The organism is Ensifer sp. LC384, assembly GCF_001695865.1.
Classification (GTDB): Bacteria; Pseudomonadota; Alphaproteobacteria; order Rhizobiales; family Rhizobiaceae; genus Ensifer.
The window spans coordinates 47759-73499 of the sequence record NZ_MBST01000056.1 but is presented as its reverse complement, the minus strand read 5'-3'; the positions used below and the strand labels follow the sequence as shown (position 1 = coordinate 73499).

The following is a 25741-nucleotide window of genomic DNA, read 5'->3' as shown; positions in this document are numbered from 1 at the left end:
AGAATATTCAATGCGCGAAACGCCGCGCTGAAGGCAGAGTTTTCTAATCGTCGAGCGGATTGAAACCGGGCTTCAGCCGGTCGGTTTCGCGCCGCTCTTTCTTGGTGGGGCGCCCGGCTCCGGGCTCGCGCGTCGCCAGGTCGAAGGCCGACAGTTTTTCCCGCGGCTCCGTCGGCGTCAGGTCCTCGTAGAGCAGCCGCGCCTCCTCGTAAGGACCGCGCCGCTCGCCGGGCAAAAGCACCCGCACGATCAGGTCGCGCCGCTCGAGCGACAAGGTAAGCACATCGCCAACCTTCACCTGGAAGGAGGATTGCTTCACCCGTTCGTCATTAACAGTGGCGTGGCCCGCCTCGATCGCCTTTTGGGCGAGCGAGCGGGACTTCAACAGGCGCGTGAAGAACAGCCATTTGTCGAGACGCTGGCGCGATGCCGGGTTGGACGCTGACTGTTTCTCCATGGCGTTTCTACTTCTTCATCTGCTCCTTGAGAGCAGCAAGCTTGGCAAAGGGCGAATCCGGATCGATCGGCTTTTCCTTGCGGGGCGGACGCGCCTCGAACTTGGCTGCGTTGGGCTTGCCGCCGCGATCGTGACGATCATGACGGTCCTGCCGCTGGCCACCCTCGGGTTTGCCCTCTTGCCGCTTGCCACGCGCCGGTGCGCCGCCCTTGCGGCCGCCTTCGCGTCCTTCGCCCTGACCCTGGCCGTGACGCTGGCCACCACGGCGCTGATCGCCCTGATGACGACCACCCTGGCGCTGATTGTCCTGGCGGGTGCCCGGACGCCAGAGGAGAATCGGCTTGGCTTCGGCAGCCTCGGCTCCCTCGTCCGCGGTCACTTGGGAAGCGGCAGCTTCGCCATCGGCACTCGCCGGCTCGACGGAGGCAGATGCCTCGGCTTCAGCCGCCGGCTCGCCGTCGCCGCCTGCATCGGCGTCGTCGTGATCGGCAGCAGCTTCGGCTGAGGCTTCGCTCGGGGCTTCCGGCGCACCACCGCCCTGGCTTGCCAGGAACGCGGCGGCATCCTCGGCCTTCACGCTGTCGGCGCGGTAGCCAAGACCCTTGAGGATCTCTTCCATGTCATCCGGCGTCGCACCGAGAATGGAAAGCATGGAGGTCGTTGCGGTGAATCGACGGCCGTCATAGGCGCCTTCCGGACGCGGCAGCGCGCCCGGCTTCCACTGCAGCAACGGACGGATGAGATCCGCCAGACGCTCGAGGATGTCGATGCGAACGGCACGCTTGCCGAGGAAACGGAAGCCCGCCAGCTTGTAGAAGGTCCGCTCGAACGAGGGATCGGTGACAACAGAGGTGCGGCCGGCGGCCAGCATCGGAATGAGATCGCCATAGCCGGGCTTGTCGAGACCGTCGTTCTTCAACGCCCAGAGCAGCGTGATGAGCTCGGCCGGGGCCGGCTTCAACAGCGCGGGCAGGAAGATATGGTAGGCGCCGAAGCGGACGCCATACTTGCGGATCGAGGCGCGACCGTCCTGGTCCAGTGACTTCACCTCTTCGGCGACGTCGCGGCGGAACAACACGCCGAGATTTTCGACGAGCTGGAACGCCAGGCCCTTGGCGAGGCCTTCGAGATCCTCGGCGCGCGAGATATCGTCGAGCGGCTTCAAGACGGTGCCGATATGATGGTTCACGAAGCGCTCGATGCGGGCGACGACATGCTCGCGCGCATTGGCCTGCAGCTGCTCGTCGGCAAGCAGGATGACGCGCGGACGCATGACATGGTCGCTGGCCGCAAGCCGGGCCACCGGATCGCCGAGCCAACGCACCAGGCCGTCAGACGACAGCGCAAGGTCGCCATTGCCGGAGGCGTGCAGCCGCGCCGCACGCGCTTCGAACTCAAGCGCCAGCGCTTTCTGCGCAGCACCCTGCACGGCCTTGGCGTCCGGTCCGTCTCCGCCGGTCGCCAGCGTAAACCGGAAACCGGTTAGTTGTCCTACGTGATGGCCTTCAACGAAGACGTCACCATTCACACTGATTTCAGCTTCCAGCATAGCATTCTCTCTCAGGCGCTTCATGAGCACAGATGTCCTGCGATCAACAAAGCGTTTCGTCAACCGTTCATGTAGTGCGTCGGACAATCGATCTTCAATTTCCCGCGTCTTTTCTTGCCAGTGTGTCGGATCGGCAAGCCATCCGGGCCGGTTCGACACATAAGTCCAGGTTCTGATCTGCGCGATTCGCGCCGAAAGTGTGTCGATCTCGCCATCGGTAAAATCCGCCCGCCGGACCTGTTCGGCCATGAAATCCTCGTTCACGGTACCGCGACGGACGAGGTCGGCATAGATCGTGGAGATCAGATCGGCGTGTTGAGCCGGTGTAATGCGGCGATAATCCGGCAATGCACAGGCTTCCCACAATTTCTCGACCCGGTCGGGCGCGGTCGCCAGATCGGCCACTTCGGGATAACGAGACAAATGTTCGAGCGCCTGCTGATCCACCGCAGGTAGTGCGCGCGCAAGCCCCGGAATTGTCGGCGCAGCATCGAGGCTCCGCTTCAGAGCGACCAGCGAGGCGTAATCGAACGCCTTCGAGCGCCACTGCAGCACCTTGAGCGGATCGAATTCATGCGACTCGATGCGGTGCACGAGTTCGTTGTCGAACGGATCGACCCGGCCGGTGACGCCGAACGTACCGTCCCGCACATGGCGCCCGGCACGCCCCGCGATCTGCGCCAGTTCGGCCGGATTGAGATTGCGGAACTGGTAGCCGTCGAACTTGCGATCCTGGGCAAAGGCAACATGGTCGACATCGAGGTTCAGCCCCATGCCGATCGCATCGGTCGCAACCAGATATTCGACATCGCCTTCCTGATAGAGCGCGACCTGCGCGTTGCGGGTGCGCGGCGACAGCGCCCCGAGAACGACGGCGGCGCCGCCGCGCTGGCGGCGGATCAACTCGGCAATCGCATAGACCTCGTCGGCCGAGAAGGCGACGATGGCCGAACGATGCGGCAGGCGGGTGATCTTCTTCGACCCGGCATAGAGCAGCTGCGACATGCGCGGCCGTTCGACGACGGTGATGCCCGGCAGCAACTGTTCAAGGAGCGGCCGCATCGTCGCGGCCCCGAGCAACAACGTCTCCCCGCGTCCGCGCAGGTAGAGCAGCCTGTCGGTGAAAATGTGCCCACGCTCGAGATCGCCGGCGAGCTGCACCTCGTCGATCGCCACGAAGGATGCCGTCGTCTCGCGCGGCATCGCTTCGACCGTGCAGACCGAATAGCGGGCGCGGTGTGGGGTGATCTTTTCCTCGCCGGTGATCAGCGCGACATTGTGGTGGCCGACCTTTTCGACGACACGGGTATAGACCTCGCGCGCCAAAAGGCGCAGCGGCAGCCCGATGACGCCGCTGTCGTGCGCGACCATACGCTCGATCGCATAATGCGTCTTGCCGGTATTGGTTGGCCCGAGCACCGCGGTTACGCCGCGGCCGCTCAGGATCATGGGGTGAACGGACACGTCATCGATCCCGGGCATTCAGAAACATAAGAGGCGCCTTTACGCGCCGGCGGCAAACACATGCCCACGCACCGCAGCAAACGCAAGGGGCGCCGGCAACTAAAACCATTTCCCGGCAAACCTGAGGCGGTCCGCACCACCATATCTGGATGCGCGAAATTAAGACTCGGAACAGCCATGGAACGAATCGGCGACGAATCGCTGACTCCACTCGATTCACTGTATGTTCACGGCTACATATAGATTTCAACTGCCAATGTTGCACCACATGCTGAATCACGCCGCCGGTACCGAGTGCTGGGCGTACCACGGGCGTTAACCCAGGTTGCCGAAGCGTTAAAAGTGACAAAGGATTCGGAATCCAAGACTCTGGAAAGTTTAGGAAATTTTAACCGAAGATTCCGGCGGATTCAGCGAAATCAAGGAATGAGAATCGCCACGTTAACACAACGATCAAAGCCGGAACGAATCGACGACGAATCGCAGACATCATCACGTTCCATTTTCGTTCTCCACAACATATAGTGTCTTGGCACGAGACGAACAACAGATCCGGCAATGGCTTTCTGCCATTTTTCGGCAAGCCCGACCGGCGTCGTTAACCACTTGCGGCCGCGCCAGGCGGGCGATGCAAACGCCAACGGCGCCCCCCAAGGGAGCGCCGTCGAATTCGCCGAAGGCTGACGGATCAGACGAAAAACTGCCCGCCATTGGCAGAGATCGTCGAGCCCGTGATGAAGCCGGCATCGTCGGATGCGAGGAAAACCACGCAGCGCGCAATCTCCTCCGGCTCGCCCAGGCGGCCGACCGGGATCTGCGGAATGATCCGCTCGTTGAGAACCTTTTCCGGTATCGCCCGCACCATTTCAGTGCCGATGTAACCCGGGCAGATCGCATTGACGGTGATGCCCTTGGCAGCCCCTTCCTGCGAGAGCGCCTTGGTGAAGCCAAGGTCACCGGCCTTGGCGGCCGAATAATTCGCCTGCCCCATCTGGCCCTTCTGGCCGTTGATCGACGAAATGTTGATCACGCGCCCGAAGCTGCGGTCGCGCATGCCCGTCCAGACCGGATGGGTCATGTTGAACAGGCCGGTCAGGTTGGTGTTGACCACCTCGCCCCATTGCTCCGGCGTCATCTTGTGGAACATGGCATCGCGGGTGATGCCGGCGTTGTTGACGAGCACTTCGACCGGCCCGAGGTCGGCTTCGACCTTGGCAATGCCCTCGACGCAGGACTGATAGCTGGAGACATCCCACTTGTAGACCGGGATGCCGGTTTCTTGCCTGAAGGCCTGAGCCTTCTCGTCATTGCCGGCATAGTTGGCAGCAACCCTGTATCCTGCATTCTTCAGCGCGATGGAAATCGCAGCGCCAATGCCGCGTGATCCGCCCGTAACCAATGCTACCCTGCTCATGCTCGCCTCCCACTTGATTAATTCAGTTTATCAAAGGCCTTCTTGATCAGTTTTTCGCCCAGATGCTGCCCGTAGGTCTTGGCCGCGGCCTGAAACTGCGGATCGGCAAGCATGGGCATTCCAACCTCGCACTTCATCAGCGCGAGGTTCATCATCAGGCTGCTCACCTGAATGAGATGCGATTTGACGTTGTCGCTCTCGTCGTTGAGCGCAGCGACGATCAGATTCTTGAAGATCGTTTCGTCATCGGACGTCGTGTGGTCCAGCATGCACTGAACCACCTTCGCCTGTTCGAACGGCGGGGGACTCGCATGCGCTTGAGCCGCCGACGACGCGACGAACAGGACTGAAAGGATCAATCCGCTGACATGACGCATGCGGCCGGGCCGGTTAGAGACGCTCGACGCACATGGCGACACCCATGCCGCCGCCGATGCACAGCGTCGCAAGGCCCTTGGAAACACCGCGCCGCTTCATTTCGAACAACAGCGTGTTGAGAACACGGGCGCCCGACGCGCCGATCGGGTGACCGATCGCAATCGCACCGCCGTTGACGTTGACGATCGACGGGTCCCAGCCGAGGTCCTTGTTGACCGCGCAGGCCTGCGCCGCGAAGGCTTCGTTGGCTTCCACCAGTTCGACGTCGCCGATGGCCCAGCCGGCCTTCTCCAGCGCCTTGCGCGATGCCGGGATCGGGCCCGTGCCCATCACCTGCGGATCGACACCGGCCGTTGCCCAGGAGACGATGCGCGCGAGCGGCTGAATGCCGCGCTTGGAGGCCTCTGCCTCGGTCATCAGCAGGGTGGCGGCGGCGCCATCATTGAGGCCCGATGCGTTGCCGGCAGTCACTGTTCCTTCCTTGTCGAAGGCCGGACGCAGCTTGGTCATCTGGTCGAGCGTGGCGCCGTGACGGATATATTCATCCTGGTCGACGATGACGTCGCCCTTGCGGCCCTTGACCACGAACGGAACGATCTCGTCGGCGAAGCGGCCAGCCTTCTGCGCGGCCTCGGCCTTGTTCTGCGAGGCGAGCGCGAACTGGTCCTGCTCTTCACGGGTCAGCTGCCACTGGCGCGCGACATTCTCCGCGGTGATGCCCATGTGGTAGCCGTAGAAGGCGTCCGTCAGGCCATCCTTGATCATCGTGTCGATCATCTTGAAGTCGCCCATCTTCACACCGCCACGCAGGTGCGAGCAGTGCGGCGCCATCGACATCGACTCCATGCCGCCGGCAATGATGATGTCGGCATCGCCGCTGGCGATCTGCTGCATGCCGAGCGCGACGGCGCGCAGGCCGGAGCCGCAGAGCTGGTTCATGCCCCAGGCGGTTTTTTCCGGCGGAATGCCCGCCTTCATCGCGGCCTGGCGCGCCGGGTTCTGGCCTTCGCCTGCCTGCAGCACCTGCCCGAGGATCACCTCATCGACCTCGCTCGCCTCGACGCCGGCGCGTTCGAGCACCGCCTTGATGACGGCGGCGCCAAGCTCATGGGCCGGTGTGTTGCCGAAGGCACCGTTGAAGGATCCGACGGCGGTACGGGCCGCGCTGGCGATCACGATGGAGGGATTGCTCATGGGGACGTTTCCTCAGATTTTCTTGCGGTACGGCAGCAGACTGGCAAAGCGCGGGGCGCAAGTCAAACACCTTGATGCACTGCCGCAAAACCGTCATCCAACACCGACTGCGAGATTTCGCACTTGCGTCGCCGCATCGCACAAAGACATTGTCAGCGGCATTCGTTTGCGGATACTCTGAAAAGTAGAAAAAGACGGACCGCGGGTAATGAGGAGACCCTGATGGCGAAGAACGACGGCCAGATCGTAATCAAGAAATATGCGAACCGGCGGCTCTACAATACCGGGACCAGCACCTACGTCACGCTCGACGACCTGGCCGTGATGGTGAAGAAGGGCGAAGACTTTACCGTGCAGGATGCCAAGTCCGGCGAAGACATTACCCATTCGGTTCTGACGCAGATCATCTTCGAGCAGGAATCCAAGACCGGCAACACGCTGCTGCCGATTTCGTTCTTGCGCCAGCTGATTTCATTCTACGGCGACCAGATGCAGATGGTCGTGCCGAGCTATCTCGAGCACTCGATGCAGGCCTTTACCGAGCAGCAGGTGCAGATGCGCGAGCAGATCAACAAGGCCTTCGGCGACACGCCGCTCGGCAAGAACCTGCAGGCGCCGCTGCAACTGGTCGAGGAGCAGGTTCGCCGCAACACCGAAATGTTCCATCAGGCGATGCAGATGTTTTCGCCGTTCATCGCCTCGCCTCCTGTCAAGGAAACCAAGAAGGCGGAAGCCAAGGATATCGACGAGTTGAAGGAGCAATTGCGGGCCCTTCAGACCAAGCTCGACAACCTCGGTTGAGCGTTTCGCGACAACGCCGCGGCCCTCATCGAACGCGGCGTTGTGAGATTTCTTCAGTCTTCTTCAAAGACCGATTGATACATCCCGGCCGGCCGATCGCATCGACACGGAGAAGCCGGCGATGACGTCGATGAAGCTGATCGTCATCAGGATGAAGAAGATCTGCGTCGCCGCCGGGGCGACCAGCAGGAACTCGACCAGGAACGCGATGAACAGCACCATCGACAACAGATGGTCCATCAGCGCCCGCGTGCCGGTCCGGGTCGCCTTGAGAATTTCCACGAACAGCAGAAGCAGGGCCACGACGATCAGGAGGTCGCCGAAGCTCATCGCCCATGTCGCGCCGGAAAGCATGGACAGCGACATCACGCCGGCACCCAGCCCGGCCGTGCCGCCGAAGAGACCGAGCATGGCAAGGTTGTAGATGGCAAAGGGCAGGATCAGCAATGGAATGGCGGCAAGCATGAACAAATGCGCTCCCTCTTCGATGGGTGATCGCCGCATGCGCCACGTGACGCCAGAGATCACCACGCTTATTTACCGCACAATTCCCTAGATCAGATTCGATTTAGGGACAAAATTGTGCAGCAGATCAAAGTGTTACAGCGACCCTTGCGCGCCTGAACAGGCGCGGCGCTGTAATGCCAACCTGGGTTGGTACTAGCCGTCCTCTCCGTCGAGAAGATGTCAGGCATGCAAAAGAAAAGGGCTGGCAAAGCCAGCCCTTAACTCGGTCCGCCAATGTCAGCGCTTATGCGCTTTCCTTCGGGGTCAGAACCTGGCGACCACGGTACATGCCGGTCTTCAGGTCGATGTGGTGCGGGCGACGCAGTTCACCGGAGTTCTTGTCTTCGATGTAGGTCGGCGTCTTGAGGGCGTCGGCAGAACGGCGCATGCCACGCTTGGACGGGCTCGTTTTTCTTTTAGGTACAGCCATTTCATTCTCCACTTATCGGGCAAAACACTGTTCAGCAGCCGAAATGGCCGGATAAAACAGATGTTAATCACGGAAATTTGGCGCGCTTATACATGGCGAACTGCCGCTTGACCAGTCCCCGAGCGCAATTTTTCGACTCGCCCTCGCGAAGAGATCAAGTCAAACTTCGTCCTCGGCAACGATCCACGGCTCCGCTCGTGCGGCCGCTTCCCATTTGCGGGACGCCGGATGCGCCTTTACCCGCTCCATATACCGCAAAGTCACCGGGTCGCTAACGAGATTGTAGACGTCGAAGCGGTTAACCACAGGCGCGTACATCGCGTCCGCCGCGGTAAACGGTCCGAAGAGGAACGGACCGCCGGAGCGCGCAAGCGCCTCCGCCCAGACCGTCTCGATGCGGGCGACATCGGCGCGCACGTCGTCGGAAACCTCAAGCGCCTGTTTCTGCCGGCGGATGTTCATCGGGCAGGCACTGCGCAAGGCGCGAAAGCCGGACAGCATCTCGCAGGCATAGCTGCGCGCACGCGCCCGGTCCTGTTGCTCTTCCGGCCACAGGCCAGCCGCCGGAAACAGCTCGGCGACATATTCGATGATCGCCAGCGACTCCCAGATCTTGACGTCACCGTGCACGAGAAGCGGCACCCGTCCGGTTGGCGAGATTTCCCGGAGCTTGGGGTTCCCGGCTGCAAAATCGAAGGGAATGACGATGTCCTCAAAGGCAATGCCTGAGGCTTCGAGCGCCAACCAGGGCCGCAGCGACCAGGACGAGTAGTTCTTGTTACCGACGTAAAGGACGAGCTTGCTCACGATTGGATCTCCCTATGCATCCTGCCGTAACCCTTAGGCCACGGCGAGCATCAGGACCAATGAATAGACGTCATCTCAATCATAAAGGCAGGTGATGTATCCGCCCGACCGGCTGGCCCGGCGCTCGATCAGCGATGCCAGGCGCTTCAGTCCGCGCCCCGGTTTTCCGGCGTTGCGCTCTTTCGGATTGGGCAGCGAAACCGCGAGCAAGGCGGCCTGCCGCCTGGAAAGCTTGGCGGCGGAAACGCCGAAATGGTGGCGGGCGGCAGCCTCGATGCCGTAGATGCCATCGCCCCATTCGGCGACGTTCAGGTAGATTTCCATCATCCGCCGTTTGCTCCAGACGAAGTCGGCGACGATGGCGAGCGGCAGTTCCATCGCCTTGCGCACGAAGGAGCGGCCGTTCCAGAGAAAGAGGTTCTTCACCGTCTGCATCGGGATGGTGCTGGCGCCGCGCGTCGATTCCCCCTCGAGCGCATCCTCCACCACGCCGCGCATCTGCCCCCAGTCGACGCCGTCGTGGATGCAGAACTGGCCATCCTCCGACATCATCACGGATTGCACCAGCGCCGGGGCTATTTGGTCGAATTCGACCCACTGCCTGTTATAGCCGCGCAAAAGGACGAGGTCGCGCAGCATCAGCGTCGAAACCGGGCGAATGAAGTCGATGAGATAGAGCGCGATCAGCGCATAGGGCAGAAGCAACAGGCCGACAACGGCAAGAACGATGCGACGGCGATGCAAGCGCCACGTCCGACGGAGGGACGACCAGCGACTGGCGGACATATCGCCCTCCTCACGCGCCTCGGGAACGATGTCCACGGCCTGACTGTCCACCTCTCTGTCCATCCGTTTCTCTTAGTGCATGGGCTGGCAAAGTTGAACGGGCTTTCTGGCAAAAGGCAAGGCACTCACAGGTCTGTCCTCGACAAAGCGCACCGCCGCGACACGAAAGCCCGTTGAAAGCGCCTTTCGCGCATGTCAAAGAGCGCTGCATGAGACAGGAAGCACCGACCTTCGAGACCCAATTGAAACGCAACGCGCATGCGATCGAGACGCTGCTCGGACGTCTGCTGGGTTTGAGCATCGAGCCCGACGAGATCGGGCGACCGGAAAACCTGCTCGGCGCGATGCGCCACGGCGTGCTCAACGGCGGCAAGCGGCTGCGCCCGTTTCTGGTGATCGAATGCGCCAGCCTGCTTGGCGGAAGCTTCGATGCAGCACTTCGTGTTGGTGCTGCGCTCGAATGCGTCCACTGCTACTCACTCGTCCATGACGACCTGCCGGCGATGGACGACGACGACATCCGGCGCGGCCAGCCGACCGTGCATAAGGCCTTCGATGAGGCCACGGCCATTCTCGCCGGCGACAGCCTGCTGACCTTCGCCTTCGACATCATCGCATCGCCGGAAACGCCGCTTGCCGACGCACAGAAGACCGCACTCGTGCTTGCGCTGGCGCGCGCTGCCGGCCACGGCGGCATGGCAGGCGGACAGGCGCTCGACCTTGCGGCAGAAAAATCCACTCCTGATGAAGCCGGCATCGTCACTCTGCAGGCGATGAAGACCGGCGCGCTTCTGCGCTTTGCCTGCGAGGCGGGCGCCATCGTTGCCGGCGCCGGCGCGATCGACCGCCAGCGTCTGCGCAGCTTCGGCGAAAAGATCGGCCTGGCCTTCCAACTCGCCGACGACCTGCTCGACCTCACGGCCGATGCCGAGACCATGGGCAAGGCAACCGGCAAGGATGCCGCGCGCGGCAAGGGCACGCTCGTCGCCCTCCACGGACAGGCCTGGGCCGAAAGCCGGCTGGAACAGTTGGTGGCAGAGGCCGAATCTCTGCTCGAACCCTACGGCGAACGTTCGTCTATCCTTGCCGAAACCGCCCGCTTCATCGCCAATCGCAGGAATTGAACCGTGAGCAAATACTGGTCGCCCATCGTTTCGACGCTCAAGCCCTATGTGCCGGGCGAGCAGCCGCGCATCGCCAACCTCGTCAAGCTCAACACCAACGAGAGCCCGTACGGCCCGTCGGACAAGGTTCTGAGCGCGATCACCGCGGCGGCCAACGGCGATCTCAGGCTCTACCCCGACCCCTTAGCGCTTCGCCTGCGTGAAACGATCGCCGCCCGTCACGGGGTCACCGCCGGCGAGGTCTTCGTCGGCAATGGTTCGGACGAGGTTCTCGCCCACATCTTTGCCGGGCTCTTGAAGCACGACGCTCCGCTGCTCTACCCCGACATTTCCTACAGCTTCTACTCGACTTACGCCCGGCTGTTTGCGATCGACGCCGTCGAAGTGCCGCTCGACGCGCAATTCCGCATCGACCTTGCCGATTACGACAGGGCGTGCGGTGCCATCATCCTGCCCAATCCGAATGCACCGACCGGCATCGGCCTGCCGCTCGCCGAAATCGAGCACCTGGTTGCCGCCCATCCGGAGCAGCCGGTCGTCATCGACGAGGCCTATATCGACTTCGGCGGCCAGTCGGCGATCGCGCTGGTGCCGAAGTACGAGAACCTGCTGGTCGTCCAGACCTTCTCTAAGTCGCGCGCGCTCGCCGGCCTGCGCGTCGGTTTCGCCATCGGCCAGCGGCCGCTGATCGAGGCGCTGGAACGGGTGAAGGACAGTTTCAACTCCTACCCGCTCGGCCGCACGGCGCAGGCCGGAGCGACCGCTGCCATCGAGGACGAAGCCTGGTTCGAAACGACGCGCAAGAAGATCATCGCATCGCGTGAGCGCCTCACCGGTCAGCTCATCGAGCGCGGCTTCGAGGTCCTTCCGTCTGAGGCGAATTTCGTCTTCGCCCGCCATCCCGGCCAATCCGGCGAGGCACTGATGCAGGCGCTGCGCGACCGCGCCGTGCTCGTGCGCCATTTCGCCAAGCCGCGGATCTCCGATTTCCTGCGCATCACCATCGGCACCGATGCCGAATGCGCACGGCTGATCGAGGCCCTCGACGACATTCTCTAAGGTTTGATCAAGCCCTGGACCGACCACTTGGCGGCGAAAGGCCCATTCGCTACTGCATAATTCCTTAAATCGGAATCGATTTAAGGACAAAATTATGCAGCAACTCAAAGTGTTACAGCGACCTTTGCGCGTCTAAATAGACGCGCGGCGCTGTAAGGATCCAGCGATCCATGCCGGAGCTCTATCCATGTTCGACCTTTCGCCTTACCTCTCGCAACTCGCGGTCGCCTGGACCGCCTATCTGATTGCGACCGCATCGCCGGGCCCGGCCGTGCTTGCGATCATCACCACCTCGATCAGCTAGGGGCGCAAGGCGGGCCTGGCGTTTGCCTCATCGAGAGCCTGATGGCGGGCTTCTTCGCTTTCGCAGGATTGAAATTGCTGACGACGCGGCTCTGATCTAGAACGCTTCCGGCTCAAGCAGAATCGCTCTATCTCTTTGTTTTTGCGCACTTCCTGGCGGAAAACCGCTTCGCACTTTTGCTGGAAGTGCTTTATTCGGCCGCAGCCTGGCCCTGGCCGTAACGCTTCTCGATATAGTCGGAAACGAGCGTCTCGAAATCGCCGGCGATATCAGGGCCGCGCAGGGTCATTGCCTTCTGGCCGTCGATGAAGACGGGTGCTGCCGGCGTTTCGCCGGTGCCCGGCAGCGAGATACCGATATCGGCATGCTTGCTTTCGCCGGGACCGTTGACGATGCAGCCCATGACCGCGACCTTGAGGCCTTCGACACCCGGATATTTCTCACGCCAGACCGGCATGTTGCGGCGGATGTCGTCCTGGATCTTCTGGGCGAGCTCCTGAAACACCGTCGACGTCGTACGCCCGCATCCCGGACAAGCGGCAACGACCGGAATGAACTGGCGGAAGCCCATGACCTGCAGCAGCTCCTGCGCCACCTGCACCTCGCGGGTGCGGTCGCCGCCCGGCTCCGGCGTCAGCGAGATGCGGATCGTGTCGCCGATACCCTGCTGCATGAGAATGCCGAGCGAGGCGGAGGAAGCGACGATGCCCTTGGTGCCCATGCCGGCTTCGGTGAGACCCAGATGCAGCGCATGATCGGAGCGCGTCGACAGCATGGCATAGACGGCGATCAGGTCCTGGACGCCCGAAACCTTGGCCGAAAGAATGATGCGGTTGCGCGGCAGGCCGATGTCTTCGGCAAGCTCGGCCGAAAGAAGGGCCGACTGCACGATGGTCTCGCGTGTCACCTGCTGGGCGGTCAGCGGAAAACCATTCGCCTGGTTCTCGTCCATCAGCCGCGTCAACAGCTCCTGGTCGAGCGAGCCCCAGTTGACGCCGATGCGCACCGGCTTGTCGTAGCGGATCGCCATCTCGACGATCTCGGCGAACTGTTTGTCCTTCTTGTCCTTGAAGCCGACATTGCCCGGATTGATGCGGTACTTCGCCAGCGCCTCGGCGCAGGCCGGATGGTCGGCAAGCAGCTTGTGGCCGATATAATGGAAATCGCCGACGAGCGGGACGTCGAGGCCGAGGCGCAGCAGACGTTCGCGGATCTTCGGCACGGCAGCCGCACTCTCGTCGCGGTCGACGGTGATGCGCACCAACTCCGAGCCGGCCTTGTGAAGGGCCGCCACCTGCGCCACCGTTCCGTCGATATCGGCGGTGTCGGTATTGGTCATCGACTGGACGACCACCGGCGCACCGCCGCCGACTATGACACCGCCGACATCGACGGCGACGGACGCACGGCGGGGCTGCGGATCAAAATCGAAGGCGGCAGACATGAAGGCCTCTTGGTCCCCCAGGTCACGCCTGTGACCTGGTCTCATCGTTTCTGAGCGGGATGCGGACGGAAAACCGTATAAGCTTTTGCCCGCCCCGCTCTTGCTTTTCGTCCATCAGGTGGATGAGGAAAGCATCATTGTCAACGGCGACATCATGCCCTGACGGCGATTTGATGGCAGGCGCCCGGCCTCAATGCCCTTTTGCGTGGTCCGCATGCACCGCATGATGGGACAGCAGGAGCACCACGATGAACAGCACCGGCACCGAGGCGAAGATGATCGCAAAGCCGGTGTGCTCGGCAACAAAGCCGATCAGCGACGGTGCGAACAGCATGCCGGAATAGCCCATGAACGTTGCGACCGAGAGCCCGATGCCCGGCTGCAGGCCTGGCATGTTGCCGGCGGCCGAAAACGCGATCGGCACCATGTTGGAAATGCCGATGCCGGCAATCGCGAAACCGAGGATGGCGAGATAGGCGTTCGGCGCGAGTCCAGCCAGGACCATGCCGACAAGCGCCGTCACCGTGCAGATGCGCAGCGTCCGCTTGCCGCCGAAGCGATCGCGGACATGGTCGCCGGCAAAGCGCATCGTCGCCATGGTCGCCGAGAAGGCGGCAAAGCCGAAACCCGATAGTTCGACGGTGGCGCCGAGTTCGTTGCGCAGGTAAAGCGCACCCCAGTCGAGCACGGTTCCCTCCGGCACCATCGAAAACAACGCCATGATGCCGATCAGCCAGGGAAGCGGCGTCATCGGCAGGCGGAGCTTCTCCTTGGTGGCGGTGGGATGCGGCTTGTCGGCCAGGATCATCGGCCAGGCGATGGCGATGACGGTGAGGCTGAGCAGCGTCACGACCATGACATGCGGCAGGACGCCGAAGCGCGCCATCAGGAAACCGCCGATGCCGGCACCGATCAGGCCACCGAGGCTCCAATAGGCATGGCAGGACGACATGATGGCACGGCGCATCGATTTTTCGACCTCGACCGCATTGGCGTTCATCGCCACGTCCATGGCGCCGACGAAGCCGCCGAGCAGGAACATGCCGACGGCGGCAGCCCAGACGTTCGGCAGCAGCGTCAAGAGCAAAAGCAGCGGCGACAGCAGGATGGCCGTAACCTTGACGACCTTCTGCGAGCCGACCCGGGCAATGAAGCCACCGGCGATCGGCATCAGCACCAGCGAGCCGATGCCGAACATCAGGATGAGCAGGCCGAGCACGCTTTCGCTGATGCCCAGCCGATCCTTGAATTCGGGGATCTTCGGCGCCCAGCTTCCGGTGACGAAACCGTTCATCAGGAACAGCAGCGACACGGCGAGCCGGTTGCGGGTCATGTAACCCTGCCGGACGGCGGTGGGAGCGGAACGTTGATCCATGATTTTGCCTCTATGCCGGAAGCCGCCGGCTCAAATTGTGATTTCGATCAGATTGCCGTCGGGGTCGCGAAGCACCGCCTCATAGAAGCCGTCGCCCGTCCACCGCGCTGGCGATACCAGAATGCCCTCCGCCTCGGCCCGGGCCGCCATGGCGTCGACCGCCGCTTCGCTGCCGAGCGACAGGGCGACATGCGCCAGGCCCGTGCGCTCGACGCCTTCCGGGTCGGCCGGAGCCACCCAAGGCCCCTCCATGATTTCGATGGCCGGCCCGTCGCCAAGGGTCAGAAAGCGGGAGCGAAACCCCCGACGGCGCCGGCTCTCATAGACGTCGCCGATGCTGGCGCCGAAAAAATTCGACCAGAAGGATGCAACCGCCTCCAGATCCCTGGTCCAAAGGGCCACATGCGCGATGCTCATCGCTCGCTTCCTCCAGCCATGACGACGGTCGTCCCCGACGCCTCGAAGGCGGCGACGTGATGCGCCGGCGCGTCGGCCTCCAGCACCAGCGTCGTCACCTCGTCGATGCCGACGATCGCATGGGATGCGGCCGTGCCGAGCTTGTCGTTGGTGACAGCGACAAGCAGGGCGCGGCTGCGCGAGGCAATCAGCCGCTTGAACTCGGCGTCCTCGAAATAGATCGCCGTCAGGCCGGCATCGGCATCGGCACCACAGGTGCCGAGGATGCAGAGGTCGGGGCGCAGTTGCTCGATATCCCGCTGCGCCCGCGCGCCGACTGCGGCGCCGACGGCGCGATTGACCGGGCCGCCGACAAGGATCAGGTCGATGCCCGGCTTCTCCATCAAGGCGGCAGCGATCAGCGGCGTGTTGGTAACAATAGTGGCCGTCAGATCCGGCTCGATAAGCTCGGCGATGGCGAGATTGGTCGAGCCGGCATCGAGGAACACCGTGCTACCAGGCGCGATGAAGCCGACCGAGGCGCGCGCAAGCGCTGCCTTACGCTCCGGCGCCATGGCCACGCGCTGGCTCAATGTCAGCGAACTCGGCGCGAGCGGCAGCGCGCCGCCATAAACCCGTTCGCAGAGGCCCGCTGCCGCCATCTCGCGCAGATCACGCCGGATCGTATCTTCCGAAACCCGGAACTCTGCGGCGAGATCAGCGGCCAGCACCCGGCCGTCGGCCTTCAGCCGCTCCTGGATGCGTGTCTTTCGTTCGCGAAGGAGGAGTTCCGTGGACATTTCGCCAATCGTGCATAAACGTGCATGAATCGATGAAAATGTGCATATCGAATTTTGAAAGCGATTTCAACCCGCGATCAGGCACCCTGATCGAAAAGGGCCAGATTTAACGACAGGCGCGCCTTCCGGATGAAAATTCTGCCGATCCGGGGAAAAATCTTCATCGAAACGCTCAGCAATTGGAGTTTTATGCGCTCAAGCGACGATTTTTTTGTGCGATTGTCCCCTCAGTCCGGACGACGGGCCGGAACATGAGAAAGATGGAAAGACACGATGAAACTCCTCCCCACGCTTTTCGCCGCCGCCCTCCTGCAGCTTTCCGCCTTCGCCCCGGCTGGGGCCGGTGAGAACCTCGACCAGGTCAAATCCGCCGGGGTTCTGAAGATCGGCACCGAAGGCACCTATGCGCCCTTCACCTACCATGACAAGTCAGGCGCGCTCGTCGGCTTCGACGTCGAGATCGGCGAGGAAGTAGCCAAGAAGCTGGGCGTCAAGGCCGAGTTCCTGGAAGGCAAGTGGGACGGCCTGATCGCCGGCCTCGACGCCAACCGTTACGACGCGGTGATCAACCAGGTCGGCATCACCGAGGAGCGCAAGAAGAAGTACGACTTCTCCGAGCCCTATATCGCCTCCAAGGCCGTGCTGATCGTCAAGGGCGACGATGCCGAGATCAAGGGCTTTGCCGACCTCAAGGGCAAGAAGTCGGCCCAGTCGCTGACGAGCAACTTCGGCAAGCTGGCTGAGGCTTCCGGCGCCGAGCTCGTCGGCACCGACGGCTTCGACCAGTCGATCCAGCTGGTTCTGACCGGCCGCGCCGATGCGACAATCAACGACAGCCTCTCCTTCCTCGACTTCAAGAAGCAGAAGCCGGACGCCAACGTGAAGATCGCCGCCGAGCAGGCCGACGCCGATTATTCCGGCATCATCATCCGCAAGGGCGAGCCGGAACTTCTCGACGCCATCAACAAGGCGCTCGCCGACATCAAGGCGGACGGTACCTACGAGAAGATTTCGCAGAAGTACTTCGGCGCCGACGTCTCGAAGTAACATCCGCCTGAGATCGAGGCCGGTTTCTCCCCCGGCCTTTCTCGCTATAGCGCGACGCGCCAGACATGACGCGCAAAGGACGCTGTAACGCTTTAAACTTGCTGCATAATCTCTGCCTTAAATCGATTTCGATTTAGGGCATTATGCAGTATGAATCGCGATCCGTTCCGGTCTCCGGAGCGGATCGCGCTTTTTCGAAAGGCCTGTCCCTTGCCCACCTGGCTCCAACTCATGCTGGATTCGCTGCCGTCCCTGCTGTGGGCCGGGCTGACATTCACCATTCCGCTGACGCTGCTTTCGTTCATTCTCGGCCTGGCGCTTGGCCTGGTAACAGCGATCGCCCGCCTCTTCGGCCCGGCGCCGGTCGTCGCGGTCGCGCGGTTCTATGTCTGGGTCATCCGCGGCACGCCGCTGCTCGTCCAACTCTTCGTGATCTTTTACGGCCTGCCGAGCATGGGCATCCTGCTCGACGCCTTCCCGGCCGCGCTGATCGGCTTCACGCTCAACGTCGGCGCCTACACCTCGGAGATCATCCGCGCGGTGATCTCCTCGGTGCCGCGCGGACAATGGGAAGCGGCCCATTCGATCGGCATGAGCTGGAGCCAGGCGATGCGGCGCACGATCCTGCCGCAGGCGGCGCGCGTTGCCGTGCCGCCACTGTCCAACACCTTCATCTCGCTGGTGAAGGATACTTCGCTTGCCGCCGCGATCACGGTTCCGGAGCTCTTCCAGACGGCCCAGCGCATCGTCGCCACCACCTACGAGCCGTTGATCCTCTATATCGAGGCGGCACTGATCTATCTCGCCATGAGCTCCGTGCTCTCCGCCCTGCAGGTGCGGCTGGAGCGCCGGTTCGCCCGCTATGGCGGCTTCCTGGAGGCACGGACATGATCGAGCTTTCCCACATCGAAAAACGCTTCGGCGACAATCTCGTGCTGAAGGATATCTCCGTGACGCTGGCCGAAGGCACGGTGACGGCGCTGGTCGGCCCTTCCGGCGGCGGCAAGAGCACGCTGCTGCGCTGCATCAACCTCCTGGAGATCCCGACGTCAGGCTCGATCCGGCTTGGCGACGAGACGCTGGACTTCCTGCCGGGGCGCAAGACCGGCTTTCAGGCGATCCAGCGCCTGCGCCGCCAGACCGGCATGGTGTTCCAGAATTTTCAGCTTTTCCCGCACCAGACCGCACTCGGCAATGTCATGGAAGGGCTCGTGACCGTCTTGAAATGGCCGGCCGACAGGGCGCGGGCGCGCGCCATGGAACTGCTTGAAAAGGTCGGCATGGCCCACAAGGCCGATGCCTGGCCGGCAACGCTCTCCGGCGGCCAGCAGCAGCGCGTGGCGATCGCCCGTGCGCTGGCACCGTCGCCCCGCGTCCTTCTCTGCGACGAGCCGACCTCGGCGCTCGATCCGGAGCTGGCCGAAGAAGTGGTCGAAGTGCTGGGCCGGCTTGCCCGCGAGGGCACGACGATGGTGATGGCGACGCATGACCTCAGGCTCGCCTCGCGCGTCGCCGACAAGGTGGTCTTCCTCGACGGCGGCGTGATCGTCGAAAGCGGTGCCCCGAAAACGATCTTCTCGACGCCGGAGCGCGAGCGCACCAAGAAGTTCATCGCCTCGCTGAGCGCCCCGCACAGCTACGATATCTAAGCGGCGGATCGCCCGTCAGGATGTTGAAGGGCGGCGGACAACGTACCCTCTTACTCTCGCTCGTCATCCTCGGGCTTGACCCGAGGATCCACGCCCAGGGTTGGGGCCTTCGCACTATTCTAAGATGCCTTCGATGGCGGCCAACCCCTGTCGATGAAGTTCGCTCCGGCCCGAATGGATCCTCGGGTCAAGCCCGAGGATGACGGAGGGAAAGTTGCACCTCGCGTCCACTCACGAAAACGGCCGGACTCGCGCCCGGCCGTTTCTATCTTGTCTTACCTGAAACCTCAGGCGCCAAAAACGATCAACAGGTCCTTGGCGTCGATTTGGTCGCCAGCGCGCACCAGGACTTCGGCAACCGTGCCGTCCTTCTCCGCATGCAAGGCGGTTTCCATCTTCATCGCCTCGATCGACAGCAGCACGTCGCCGGCCTTGACCGCCTGGCCCGCGTGAACCGCAACCGTCGAGATCACGCCCGGCATCGGCGCGCCGAGCTGCGTGGCGTTGCCGGCCTCCGCCTTGCGGCGGATGGCGCTGGAAGCACCGCGGTTGCGATCGGGAACCTTGATCGGACGCGGCTGGCCGTTGAGTTCGAAGAACACCTTGACCATGCCCTTCTCGTCGATCTCGCCCTGGGTCTGGTTGAGAATGACGAGCGTCTTGCCCTTTTCGAGGTCGGCGAACAGCTCCTCGCCCGGCGCCATGCCGTAGAAATAGGCGGGCGTCGGCAGGACGCTGACGGGCCCATAGGTCTCGGCCGCCAGCGCATAGTCGGTGAAGACCTTCGGATACATGAGGTAGGAGGCGAACTCGTAATCGTTGACCTCGCGCTCGAGCTTCTCTTCGATCGTCTTGCGCTCGGCATTAAGGTCGGCGGCTTCAAGCAGCGAGCCCGGGCGCACCACATAGGCCTTCTCGCCCTTCAGCGCCTTCTTCTGCAGGCCTTCCGGCCAGCCGCCCGGGGGCTGACCGAGGTCGCCCTTCAGCATCGACACGACCGATTCCGGGAAGGCGATGTCCTTGGCCGGGTTCTCGACGTCGGCAACGGTCAGATCCTGGCTGACCATCATCAGCGCCATGTCGCCGACGACCTTCGAGGACGGCGTCACCTTGACGATGTCGCCGAACATCTGGTTGGCGTCGGCATAGGCCTGCGCCACTTCGTGCCAGCGGGTCTCCAGACCGAGCGAGCGGGCCTGCTCCTTGAGGTTGGTGAACTGGCCACCCGGCATTTCGTGCAGGTAGACTTCGGAAGCCGGTCCCTTGAGATCGCTTTCGAAGGCGGCATACTGGTGGCGCACCGCTTCCCAGTAGAACGAGATGCGGCGGATCCACTCGGGATCAAGACCCGGATCGCGCTCGGAGCCGCGCAAAGCTTCGACGATCGAGCCGAGGCAGGGCTGCGAGGTGTTGCCGGACAGCGAATCCATCGCCGCATCGACGACGTCGACGCCGGCATCGACGGCCGCCAGCACGGTTGCAGCTGCGATGCCCGAGGTGTCGTGGGTGTGGAAGTGGATCGGCATATCCGTCGCCTCCCGCAGCGCCTTGAACAGCACGCGCGCCGCCGCCGGCTTCAACAGGCCGGCCATGTCCTTGACCGCGATGATATGCGCCCCGGCCTTTTCCAGCTCGGCGGCAAGCGCCGTGTAGTATTTGAGATCATATTTCGGCCGTGCGGCGTTGAGGATATCGCCGGTATAGCAGATCGCCGCTTCGCAGATCTTGTTCTCCTCGGCGACCGCCTCCATCGAGACGCGCATGTTGTCGACCCAGTTGAGGCAGTCGAACACGCGGAAGACGTCGATGCCGCCCCTTGCCGCCTGGCGCACGAAGTATTTGACGACGTTGTCGGGGTAGTTCTTGTAACCGACGCCGTTGGCGCCGCGCAAAAGCATCTGCAGCAGCAGGTTCGGCGCGTCCTCGCGGATGCGTGCTAGCCGGTCCCATGGATCCTCGGTGAGGAAGCGCATTGAAACGTCGAAGGTCGCGCCGCCCCAGCATTCGAGCGAGAACAGATTGGGCAGCGCCCGGGCATAGGTGCCGGCGACGCGGGCAATATCGTAGGTGCGCATGCGGGTCGCCAGCAGCGACTGGTGGCCGTCGCGCATCGTCGTGTCGGTGACGAGCACTTGGCGCTGCGCCCGCACCCATTCGGCAAATTTCTTCGGGCCGAGCTGGTCGAGCATCTGCTTGGTGCCCGGCTTGATGTCGCCGCCGATGAACGGCACGACGGGAGCGGCGATCTCGTCCGACGGACGCGGACGACCCTTGGCCTCCGGATGACCGTTGACGGTGACGTCGGCGAGATAGGTCAGGAGCTTGGTCGCACGGTCCTGACGGCGCACCTGCTGGAACAGCTCCGGTGTCGTGTCGATGAAGCGCGTGGTGTAGGTGTTGTCGTGGAATTTCGGGTGGCTGATGATCGCTTCGAGGAAGGTCAGGTTGGTCGCTACGCCGCGGATGCGGAATTCGCGCAGCGCGCGGATCATCCGCTGGATCGCCTCGTCGGGGTTCGGCGCCCAGGCGGTCACCTTTTCCAGCAACGGATCGTAGTAGCGGGTGATGACCGCGCCCGAATAGGCCGTGCCGCCGTCAAGCCGGATGCCGAAGCCGGTGGCGCCGCGATAGGCGGTGATACGGCCATAGTCCGGAATAAAGTTCTGCTCGGGATCTTCCGTGGTGATACGGCACTGCAGCGCGTGACCGTTGAGGCGGATGTTTTCCTGCGAGGGAACGCCCGATTCCGGCGTGCCGATGGCATAACCGTCGAGGATGTGGATCTGCGCCTTGACGATGTCGATGCCGGTGACGACTTCGGTCACCGTGTGCTCGACCTGGATGCGCGGATTGACCTCGATGAAGTAGAATTTGCCGCTGTCGGCATCCATCAGATATTCGACGGTGCCGGCGCCGATATAGTTCGTCGCCTCGGCAATGCGCTTGGAATAGGCGGCAAGCTCTTCGCGCTGGCTGGCGCTGAGGTAAGGCGCCGGCGCGCGCTCGACGACCTTCTGGTTGCGCCGCTGTATGGAGCAGTCGCGCTCGAACAGATGCACGACGTTGCCGTGCGTATCGCCGAGCACCTGGCTTTCGACGTGCCGGGCGCGCTCGACCAGCTTTTCAAGATAGACCTCGTCCTTGCCGAAGGCGGCCTTGGCCTCGCGCTTGGCTTCCGTCACCTCGCGGGCGAGATCCTTCGGGTCGCGGATCGCGCGCATGCCGCGCCCGCCGCCGCCCCAGGAGGCCTTCAGCATCACGGGATAGCCGATCGCCTCGGCCATCTTCGCCACTTCCGCCATGTCGTCGGGAAGCGGTTCCGTCGCCGGCACGACCGGTACGCCGATCGAGATCGCCAGGTTGCGGGCGGCAACCTTGTTGCCGAGCTGGCGCATGGTTTCCGGCTTTGGGCCGATGAAGGTGATGCCGTTTTCCGCGCAGGCCTCGGCGAATTCCGGGCTTTCCGACAACAGGCCGTAGCCCGGATGGATGGCATCGGCGCCGGAAAGCTTGGCAACGCGGATCACCTCGTCGATCGACAGGTAACTCTCGATCGGGCCGAGGTCCCGCGACAGATGCGGGCCGCGGCCGACCTGATAACTTTCGTCCGCCTTGAAGCGGTGCAGCGCCAGTTTGTCCTCTTCAGCCCATATCGCGACCGTTTTCAGACCTAGTTCATTGGCCGCGCGGAACACGCGGATTGCAATTTCGGAACGGTTGGCAACAAGGATCTTCGAGATGGGCAAGTCGGACTCCTCAATGACTTGAAACGCGGGAAATGCTGCACCCGCGAAATGAAGTATTAGCGGGTCGCGGAATGAAGCGCAATTTCAGAGTCGAGCGGAAATCCGACAGAAAGGGATCAGGAAATGAGCCCCAGCCGGAAGGCGATCGCCACGACGTGATGGCGGTTCTTGCCCTTCAGTTTCTCCTGGATGCCATTCATGTACCAATCGACCGTGTGACTGGAAATATCGAGCACCTTGCTGATGTCGTTCGAGGTCATGCCGTCGGCGAGATAGTTGAGCGCTTCCATTTCGCGGCGCGTCATCTGCACTTCGACACGGGACGCGAGCTCGGCTGAAATCTCCGGATCGGTCAGTTCCAGCAGCTTCCAGAACAGACGCTTGGCAATCTGGTCGAACAGGCTGATCTCGACCGGGCTCAGATCGACGACGCGGCCGCCGACCGTCAGGTTGCCGAGCAGGCCGCGGCGGCCGTGCACAGGGAAGATGTAACCATCGTGAAGGCCGTGGTTGCGGCCCTCGATCATCATGCTTTCCATACGTTTGCGATGCGGATCGGAGCGGAAGGCAAACAGCGTGTCGCGCCAGCGGAACCCGCGCTGCGCATGGCCGAGGTAGCGAATGGTCGGGTCGATCACCACATACTTCTTGCGGATGTAGATCTGCGGCCAACCCTCCGGCCAACGGCCGGCGAGCAGCAGCCTCAGCGGATTCTCGTGAGGCTTCGGCTGCCTGACGACGCCATAGAAGTCGAAGCCGCAGCGATCGAGCAGCCGTTCGAATTCCGGTACGATTTCTTCGCGCGTCTTCATCTCTTCGATCAGCGCGAGAAATTGCACAAGCAGCGTGATATTCATGGATCACCTTCCAGGTAGAACACGTGTGCGAGGGCCGGACACCGGACATGAATGAACCGTTCAGCGGCCATTCATGTTGCACCCGCGATAATTCGACATACCATGCCCGGTCTTGTGCGAAAATCGCAAGAAATCGGAATTGGACGGAAAAGATAGCAAACTATGAATACCCGCGCCAAGCCCGCCGATGGGCAAACGGGGTTCCGCCGTCAAAACCGTCTGAAACTCCTGATTTCCCTAGGATATCGCTATTGACCGTCCCAGAGCCGCCTTGATGGCCGGCAGTACGGAGCTTGTTGCCCGTCTGCCGGAGTGTGTCGGGGCGTGACGCATCTGCCGCACGAATGTTGTTGCGGCGCAAAATCCGGTACCCAGAAGGGGTGAGACAGTGTCATTGTTCCAAGTGTATGCAAGAGCGCTTCAGTATCTTGCGGTTCACAAGTTCCGTGTCTCGGCGATCGTGCTCGCCAACGTCGTGCTCGCCGTCATCACGATTGCGGAGCCGATCCTGTTTGGTCGCATCATAGACGCCATTTCCTCCAAGGGCGAAGTCACGCCGATGCTGCTGATGTGGGCGGGCCTGGGTGTGTTCAACACAGTCGCCTTCGTCCTCGTCGCCCGCGAAGCGGACCGGCTCGCCCATGGCCGCCGCGCCACGCTTCTGACGGAAGCCTTCGGTCGCATCGTTTCGATGCCGCTTTCCTGGCACAGCCAGCGCGGCACCTCGAACGCGCTGCATACGCTGCTTCGCGCCTGCGAAACGCTGTTCGGTCTCTGGCTCGAATTCATGCGCCAGCATCTGGCAACGGCCGTTGCGCTCGCCCTGCTCATCCCGACGGCGTTTGCGATGGATGTGCGCCTGTCGCTGGTGCTCGTCGTTCTCGGCGTCTCCTATGTGCTGGTCAGCAAGGCGGTGATGAACCGCACCAAGGAAGGTCAGGCCTCGGTCGAGAACCACTACCACACGGTTTTCTCCCACGTTTCCGATGCGATCAGCAACGTGTCGGTCGTTCACAGCTACAACCGCATCGAAGCCGAGACGCGCGAGCTCAAGAAGTTCACCGAACGCCTGATCTCCGCTCAGTTCCCGGTCCTGGACTGGTGGGCGCTGGCAAGCGCGCTCAACCGCGTCGCCTCGACGATCTCGATGATGACGATCCTCGTCATCGGTACCGTGCTCGTCCAGCGCGGCGAACTCGGCGTCGGCGAAGTCATCGCCTTCATCGGCTTTGCCAACCTGCTGATCGGTCGCCTCGACCAGATGAAGGCCTTCGTCACGCAGATCTTCGAAGCCCGCGCCAAGCTTGAAGACTTCTTCCAGCTGGAAGATTCGGTGCGCGAACGCGAAGAGCCGGCCGGCGCGATGGATCTGGCTGCGGTCAAGGGCGAAGTGGAATTCCGCGACGTGTCCTTCGATTTCGCCAACACCACGCAGGGCGTGCGCAATGTGTCCTTCACCGCCAAGGCCGGCCAGACGATCGCAATCGTCGGCCCGACCGGCGCCGGCAAGACCACGCTCGTCAACCTGCTGCAGCGCGTTCACGAGCCGCGTGATGGCCAGATCCTGATCGACGGCGTCGATATCGCCAAGGTGACGCGCAAGTCGCTGCGCCGCTCGATCGCCACCGTCTTCCAGGACGCTGGCCTGATGAACCGCTCGATCTGCGACAACATCCGGCTTGGCCGTGACGACGCGTCGCTCGACGAAGTGATGGCCGCCGCCGAAGCTGCTGCCGCCAGCGACTTCATCGAGAGCCGCAACAGCGGCTACGACACCGTCGTCGGCGAGCGCGGCAACCGCCTGTCGGGCGGCGAGCGCCAGCGCGTTGCGATCGCCCGCGCCATCCTCAAGAACGCACCGATCCTGGTGCTCGACGAGGCGACCAGCGCGCTCGACGTCGAGACCGAGGCGCGGGTGAAGGATGCGATCGACGCCTTGCGCAAGGACCGCACCACCTTCATCATCGCCCACCGCCTGTCGACGGTGCGCGAAGCCGATCTGGTGATCTTCATGGATCAGGGCCAGATCGTCGAAATGGGCGGTTTCAACGAGCTCAGCCAGAGCAACGGCCGCTTCGCCGCCCTGCTTCGCGCCAGCGGCATACTGACGGATGACGACGTCCGCATGAGCCACACGGCGGCCTGAGCCGCAA

The 25741-nt window shown here is 62.7% G+C and carries 23 protein-coding genes and 1 pseudogene; 8 read left to right on the top strand and 16 right to left on the bottom strand.

What is annotated here, in order from left to right; all coding sequences use genetic code 11:
- Positions 1-43: 43 nt before the first annotated feature.
- From BC363_RS27900 to BC363_RS27880, 6 genes are all read right to left on the bottom strand, one after another.
- Positions 44-457: an RNA-binding S4 domain-containing protein gene (locus tag BC363_RS27900; protein ID WP_065780393.1), complete on the bottom strand. Its 414-nt coding sequence runs from the start codon at positions 455-457 to the stop codon at positions 44-46.
- A gap of 7 nt (positions 458-464) precedes the next feature.
- A complete protein-coding gene (locus BC363_RS27895) occupies positions 465-3455 on the bottom strand; it encodes a DEAD/DEAH box helicase (RefSeq protein WP_065780390.1) in 2991 nt (996 codons plus the stop codon).
- A 434-nt stretch (positions 3456-3889) separates the two neighbouring features.
- The gene (locus BC363_RS34855) at positions 3890-4111 is read right to left on the bottom strand and encodes a hypothetical protein (RefSeq protein WP_141690460.1); all 222 of its coding nucleotides are present in this window, start codon (positions 4109-4111) and stop codon (positions 3890-3892) included.
- A gap of 47 nt (positions 4112-4158) precedes the next feature.
- Positions 4159-4884, bottom strand: coding sequence for a beta-ketoacyl-ACP reductase (locus BC363_RS27890; protein ID WP_065780387.1), 726 nt, complete (start codon positions 4882-4884; stop codon positions 4159-4161).
- A 17-nt stretch (positions 4885-4901) separates the two neighbouring features.
- On the bottom strand, positions 4902-5153 hold the full coding sequence (locus BC363_RS27885) for a hypothetical protein (RefSeq protein WP_141690459.1): 252 nt from the start codon (positions 5151-5153) through the stop codon (positions 4902-4904).
- A gap of 121 nt (positions 5154-5274) precedes the next feature.
- Positions 5275-6456: an acetyl-CoA C-acetyltransferase gene (locus tag BC363_RS27880; protein ID WP_065780384.1), complete on the bottom strand. Its 1182-nt coding sequence runs from the start codon at positions 6454-6456 to the stop codon at positions 5275-5277.
- 222 nt (positions 6457-6678) lie between these two features.
- Here BC363_RS27880 and phaR point away from each other — a divergent pair, with 222 nt between their 5' ends.
- Positions 6679-7257, top strand: a complete 579-nt coding sequence (gene phaR, locus BC363_RS27875) for a polyhydroxyalkanoate synthesis repressor PhaR (RefSeq protein WP_053251673.1) — start codon at positions 6679-6681, stop codon at positions 7255-7257.
- A 63-nt stretch (positions 7258-7320) separates the two neighbouring features.
- On the opposite strand, the gene BC363_RS27870 is transcribed toward phaR, so the two are convergent.
- The 4 genes from BC363_RS27870 to mtgA form a co-directional block, all read right to left on the bottom strand.
- A complete protein-coding gene (locus tag BC363_RS27870) occupies positions 7321-7722 on the bottom strand; it encodes a hypothetical protein (protein ID WP_025425224.1) in 402 nt (133 codons plus the stop codon).
- A gap of 286 nt (positions 7723-8008) precedes the next feature.
- Entirely contained in the window at positions 8009-8194 is a 186-nt protein-coding gene (rpmF, locus tag BC363_RS27865; protein WP_025425225.1) for a 50S ribosomal protein L32, read from the bottom strand.
- 159 nt (positions 8195-8353) lie between these two features.
- Positions 8354-9001 carry a glutathione S-transferase family protein gene (locus BC363_RS27860; protein WP_065780382.1) on the bottom strand — a complete coding sequence of 216 codons (648 nt, stop codon included), beginning with the start codon at positions 8999-9001 and terminating at the stop codon, positions 8354-8356.
- Between the two features lie 75 nt (positions 9002-9076).
- Positions 9077-9787, bottom strand: coding sequence for a monofunctional biosynthetic peptidoglycan transglycosylase (mtgA, locus tag BC363_RS27855; RefSeq protein ID WP_244519970.1), 711 nt, complete (start codon positions 9785-9787; stop codon positions 9077-9079).
- Positions 9788-9996: 209 nt separating this feature from the next.
- Here mtgA and BC363_RS27850 point away from each other — a divergent pair, with 209 nt between their 5' ends.
- From BC363_RS27850 to BC363_RS36405, 3 genes and pseudogenes are all read left to right on the top strand, one after another.
- Positions 9997-10911 carry a polyprenyl synthetase family protein gene (locus BC363_RS27850; protein WP_065780804.1) on the top strand — a complete coding sequence of 305 codons (915 nt, stop codon included), beginning with the start codon at positions 9997-9999 and terminating at the stop codon, positions 10909-10911.
- Between the two features lie 3 nt (positions 10912-10914).
- On the top strand, positions 10915-11970 hold the full coding sequence (gene hisC / locus BC363_RS27845) for a histidinol-phosphate transaminase (protein ID WP_065780380.1): 1056 nt from the start codon (positions 10915-10917) through the stop codon (positions 11968-11970).
- A 187-nt stretch (positions 11971-12157) separates the two neighbouring features.
- Positions 12158-12271: pseudogene (locus BC363_RS36405) on the top strand (LysE family translocator); the annotation flags it as partial.
- Positions 12272-12464: 193 nt separating this feature from the next.
- Here the strand turns inward: BC363_RS36405 and ispG are convergent.
- The 4 genes from ispG to BC363_RS27825 form a co-directional block, all read right to left on the bottom strand.
- Positions 12465-13718, bottom strand: coding sequence for a flavodoxin-dependent (E)-4-hydroxy-3-methylbut-2-enyl-diphosphate synthase (gene ispG, locus BC363_RS27840; RefSeq protein WP_065784498.1), 1254 nt, complete (start codon positions 13716-13718; stop codon positions 12465-12467).
- Between the two features lie 190 nt (positions 13719-13908).
- Positions 13909-15093 (bottom strand): MFS transporter, encoded by a 1185-nt coding sequence (locus tag BC363_RS27835; RefSeq protein ID WP_065784500.1) that lies wholly within the window; start codon positions 15091-15093, stop codon positions 13909-13911.
- Positions 15094-15123: 30 nt separating this feature from the next.
- Positions 15124-15510 (bottom strand): VOC family protein, encoded by a 387-nt coding sequence (locus BC363_RS27830; RefSeq protein WP_065784501.1) that lies wholly within the window; start codon positions 15508-15510, stop codon positions 15124-15126.
- On the bottom strand, positions 15507-16289 hold the full coding sequence (locus BC363_RS27825; RefSeq protein ID WP_065784509.1) for a DeoR/GlpR family DNA-binding transcription regulator: 783 nt from the start codon (positions 16287-16289) through the stop codon (positions 15507-15509). Before BC363_RS27825 ends, BC363_RS27830 begins: the two co-directional genes overlap by 4 nt.
- A gap of 273 nt (positions 16290-16562) precedes the next feature.
- Between BC363_RS27825 and BC363_RS27820 the strand changes: the two genes are divergently transcribed.
- From BC363_RS27820 to BC363_RS27810, 3 genes are all read left to right on the top strand, one after another.
- Positions 16563-17336: an amino acid ABC transporter substrate-binding protein gene (locus tag BC363_RS27820; RefSeq protein WP_065784511.1), complete on the top strand. Its 774-nt coding sequence runs from the start codon at positions 16563-16565 to the stop codon at positions 17334-17336.
- Between the two features lie 210 nt (positions 17337-17546).
- Entirely contained in the window at positions 17547-18227 is a 681-nt protein-coding gene (locus BC363_RS27815) for an amino acid ABC transporter permease (protein ID WP_065793348.1), read from the top strand.
- Positions 18224-18985 carry an amino acid ABC transporter ATP-binding protein gene (locus BC363_RS27810; RefSeq protein ID WP_065784515.1) on the top strand — a complete coding sequence of 254 codons (762 nt, stop codon included), beginning with the start codon at positions 18224-18226 and terminating at the stop codon, positions 18983-18985. The genes BC363_RS27815 and BC363_RS27810 overlap by 4 nt, the downstream gene beginning before the upstream one ends.
- 287 nt (positions 18986-19272) lie before the next feature.
- Here BC363_RS27810 and pyc read toward each other — a convergent pair whose 3' ends face one another.
- Together pyc and BC363_RS27800 are read right to left on the bottom strand one after the other, a co-directional pair.
- The gene (gene pyc / locus BC363_RS27805; protein ID WP_065784518.1) at positions 19273-22731 is read right to left on the bottom strand and encodes a pyruvate carboxylase; all 3459 of its coding nucleotides are present in this window, start codon (positions 22729-22731) and stop codon (positions 19273-19275) included.
- Between the two features lie 116 nt (positions 22732-22847).
- On the bottom strand, positions 22848-23588 hold the full coding sequence (locus BC363_RS27800; protein ID WP_053251687.1) for an autoinducer binding domain-containing protein: 741 nt from the start codon (positions 23586-23588) through the stop codon (positions 22848-22850).
- A 388-nt stretch (positions 23589-23976) separates the two neighbouring features.
- On the opposite strand from BC363_RS27800, the gene BC363_RS27795 reads away from it, so the two are divergent.
- Complete coding sequence (locus BC363_RS27795) at positions 23977-25734, top strand: glucan ABC transporter ATP-binding protein/ permease (protein ID WP_065784521.1); 1758 nt, start codon at positions 23977-23979, stop codon at positions 25732-25734.
- The last annotated feature ends 7 nt before the right edge of the window (positions 25735-25741 follow it).

What these genes read in the sequence shown, in the direction of transcription:
- BC363_RS27900 (WP_065780393.1), bottom strand. Translation starts at nt 457, where the DNA reads ATGGAGAAACAGTCAGCGTCCAACCCGGCATCGCGCCAGCGTCTCGAC.
- BC363_RS27895 (WP_065780390.1), bottom strand. Translation starts at nt 3,455, where the DNA reads ATGATCCTGAGCGGCCGCGGCGTAACCGCGGTGCTCGGGCCAACCAAT.
- BC363_RS27890 (WP_065780387.1), bottom strand. Translation starts at nt 4,884, where the DNA reads ATGAGCAGGGTAGCATTGGTTACGGGCGGATCACGCGGCATTGGCGCT.
- BC363_RS27885 (WP_141690459.1), bottom strand. Translation starts at nt 5,153, where the DNA reads ATGCTGGACCACACGACGTCCGATGACGAAACGATCTTCAAGAATCTG.
- BC363_RS27880 (WP_065780384.1), bottom strand. Translation starts at nt 6,456, where the DNA reads ATGAGCAATCCCTCCATCGTGATCGCCAGCGCGGCCCGTACCGCCGTC.
- phaR (WP_053251673.1), top strand. Translation starts at nt 6,679, where the DNA reads ATGGCGAAGAACGACGGCCAGATCGTAATCAAGAAATATGCGAACCGG.
- BC363_RS27870 (WP_025425224.1), bottom strand. Translation starts at nt 7,722, where the DNA reads ATGCTTGCCGCCATTCCATTGCTGATCCTGCCCTTTGCCATCTACAAC.
- rpmF (WP_025425225.1), bottom strand. Translation starts at nt 8,194, where the DNA reads ATGGCTGTACCTAAAAGAAAAACGAGCCCGTCCAAGCGTGGCATGCGC.
- mtgA (WP_244519970.1), bottom strand. Translation starts at nt 9,787, where the DNA reads ATGTCCGCCAGTCGCTGGTCGTCCCTCCGTCGGACGTGGCGCTTGCAT.
- BC363_RS27850 (WP_065780804.1), top strand. Translation starts at nt 9,997, where the DNA reads ATGAGACAGGAAGCACCGACCTTCGAGACCCAATTGAAACGCAACGCG.
- ispG (WP_065784498.1), bottom strand. Translation starts at nt 13,718, where the DNA reads ATGTCTGCCGCCTTCGATTTTGATCCGCAGCCCCGCCGTGCGTCCGTC.
- BC363_RS27835 (WP_065784500.1), bottom strand. Translation starts at nt 15,093, where the DNA reads ATGGATCAACGTTCCGCTCCCACCGCCGTCCGGCAGGGTTACATGACC.
- BC363_RS27830 (WP_065784501.1), bottom strand. Translation starts at nt 15,510, where the DNA reads ATGAGCATCGCGCATGTGGCCCTTTGGACCAGGGATCTGGAGGCGGTT.
- BC363_RS27825 (WP_065784509.1), bottom strand. Translation starts at nt 16,289, where the DNA reads ATGTCCACGGAACTCCTCCTTCGCGAACGAAAGACACGCATCCAGGAG.
- BC363_RS27820 (WP_065784511.1), top strand. Translation starts at nt 16,563, where the DNA reads ATGAAACTCCTCCCCACGCTTTTCGCCGCCGCCCTCCTGCAGCTTTCC.
- BC363_RS27810 (WP_065784515.1), top strand. Translation starts at nt 18,224, where the DNA reads ATGATCGAGCTTTCCCACATCGAAAAACGCTTCGGCGACAATCTCGTG.
- BC363_RS27800 (WP_053251687.1), bottom strand. Translation starts at nt 23,588, where the DNA reads ATGAATATCACGCTGCTTGTGCAATTTCTCGCGCTGATCGAAGAGATG.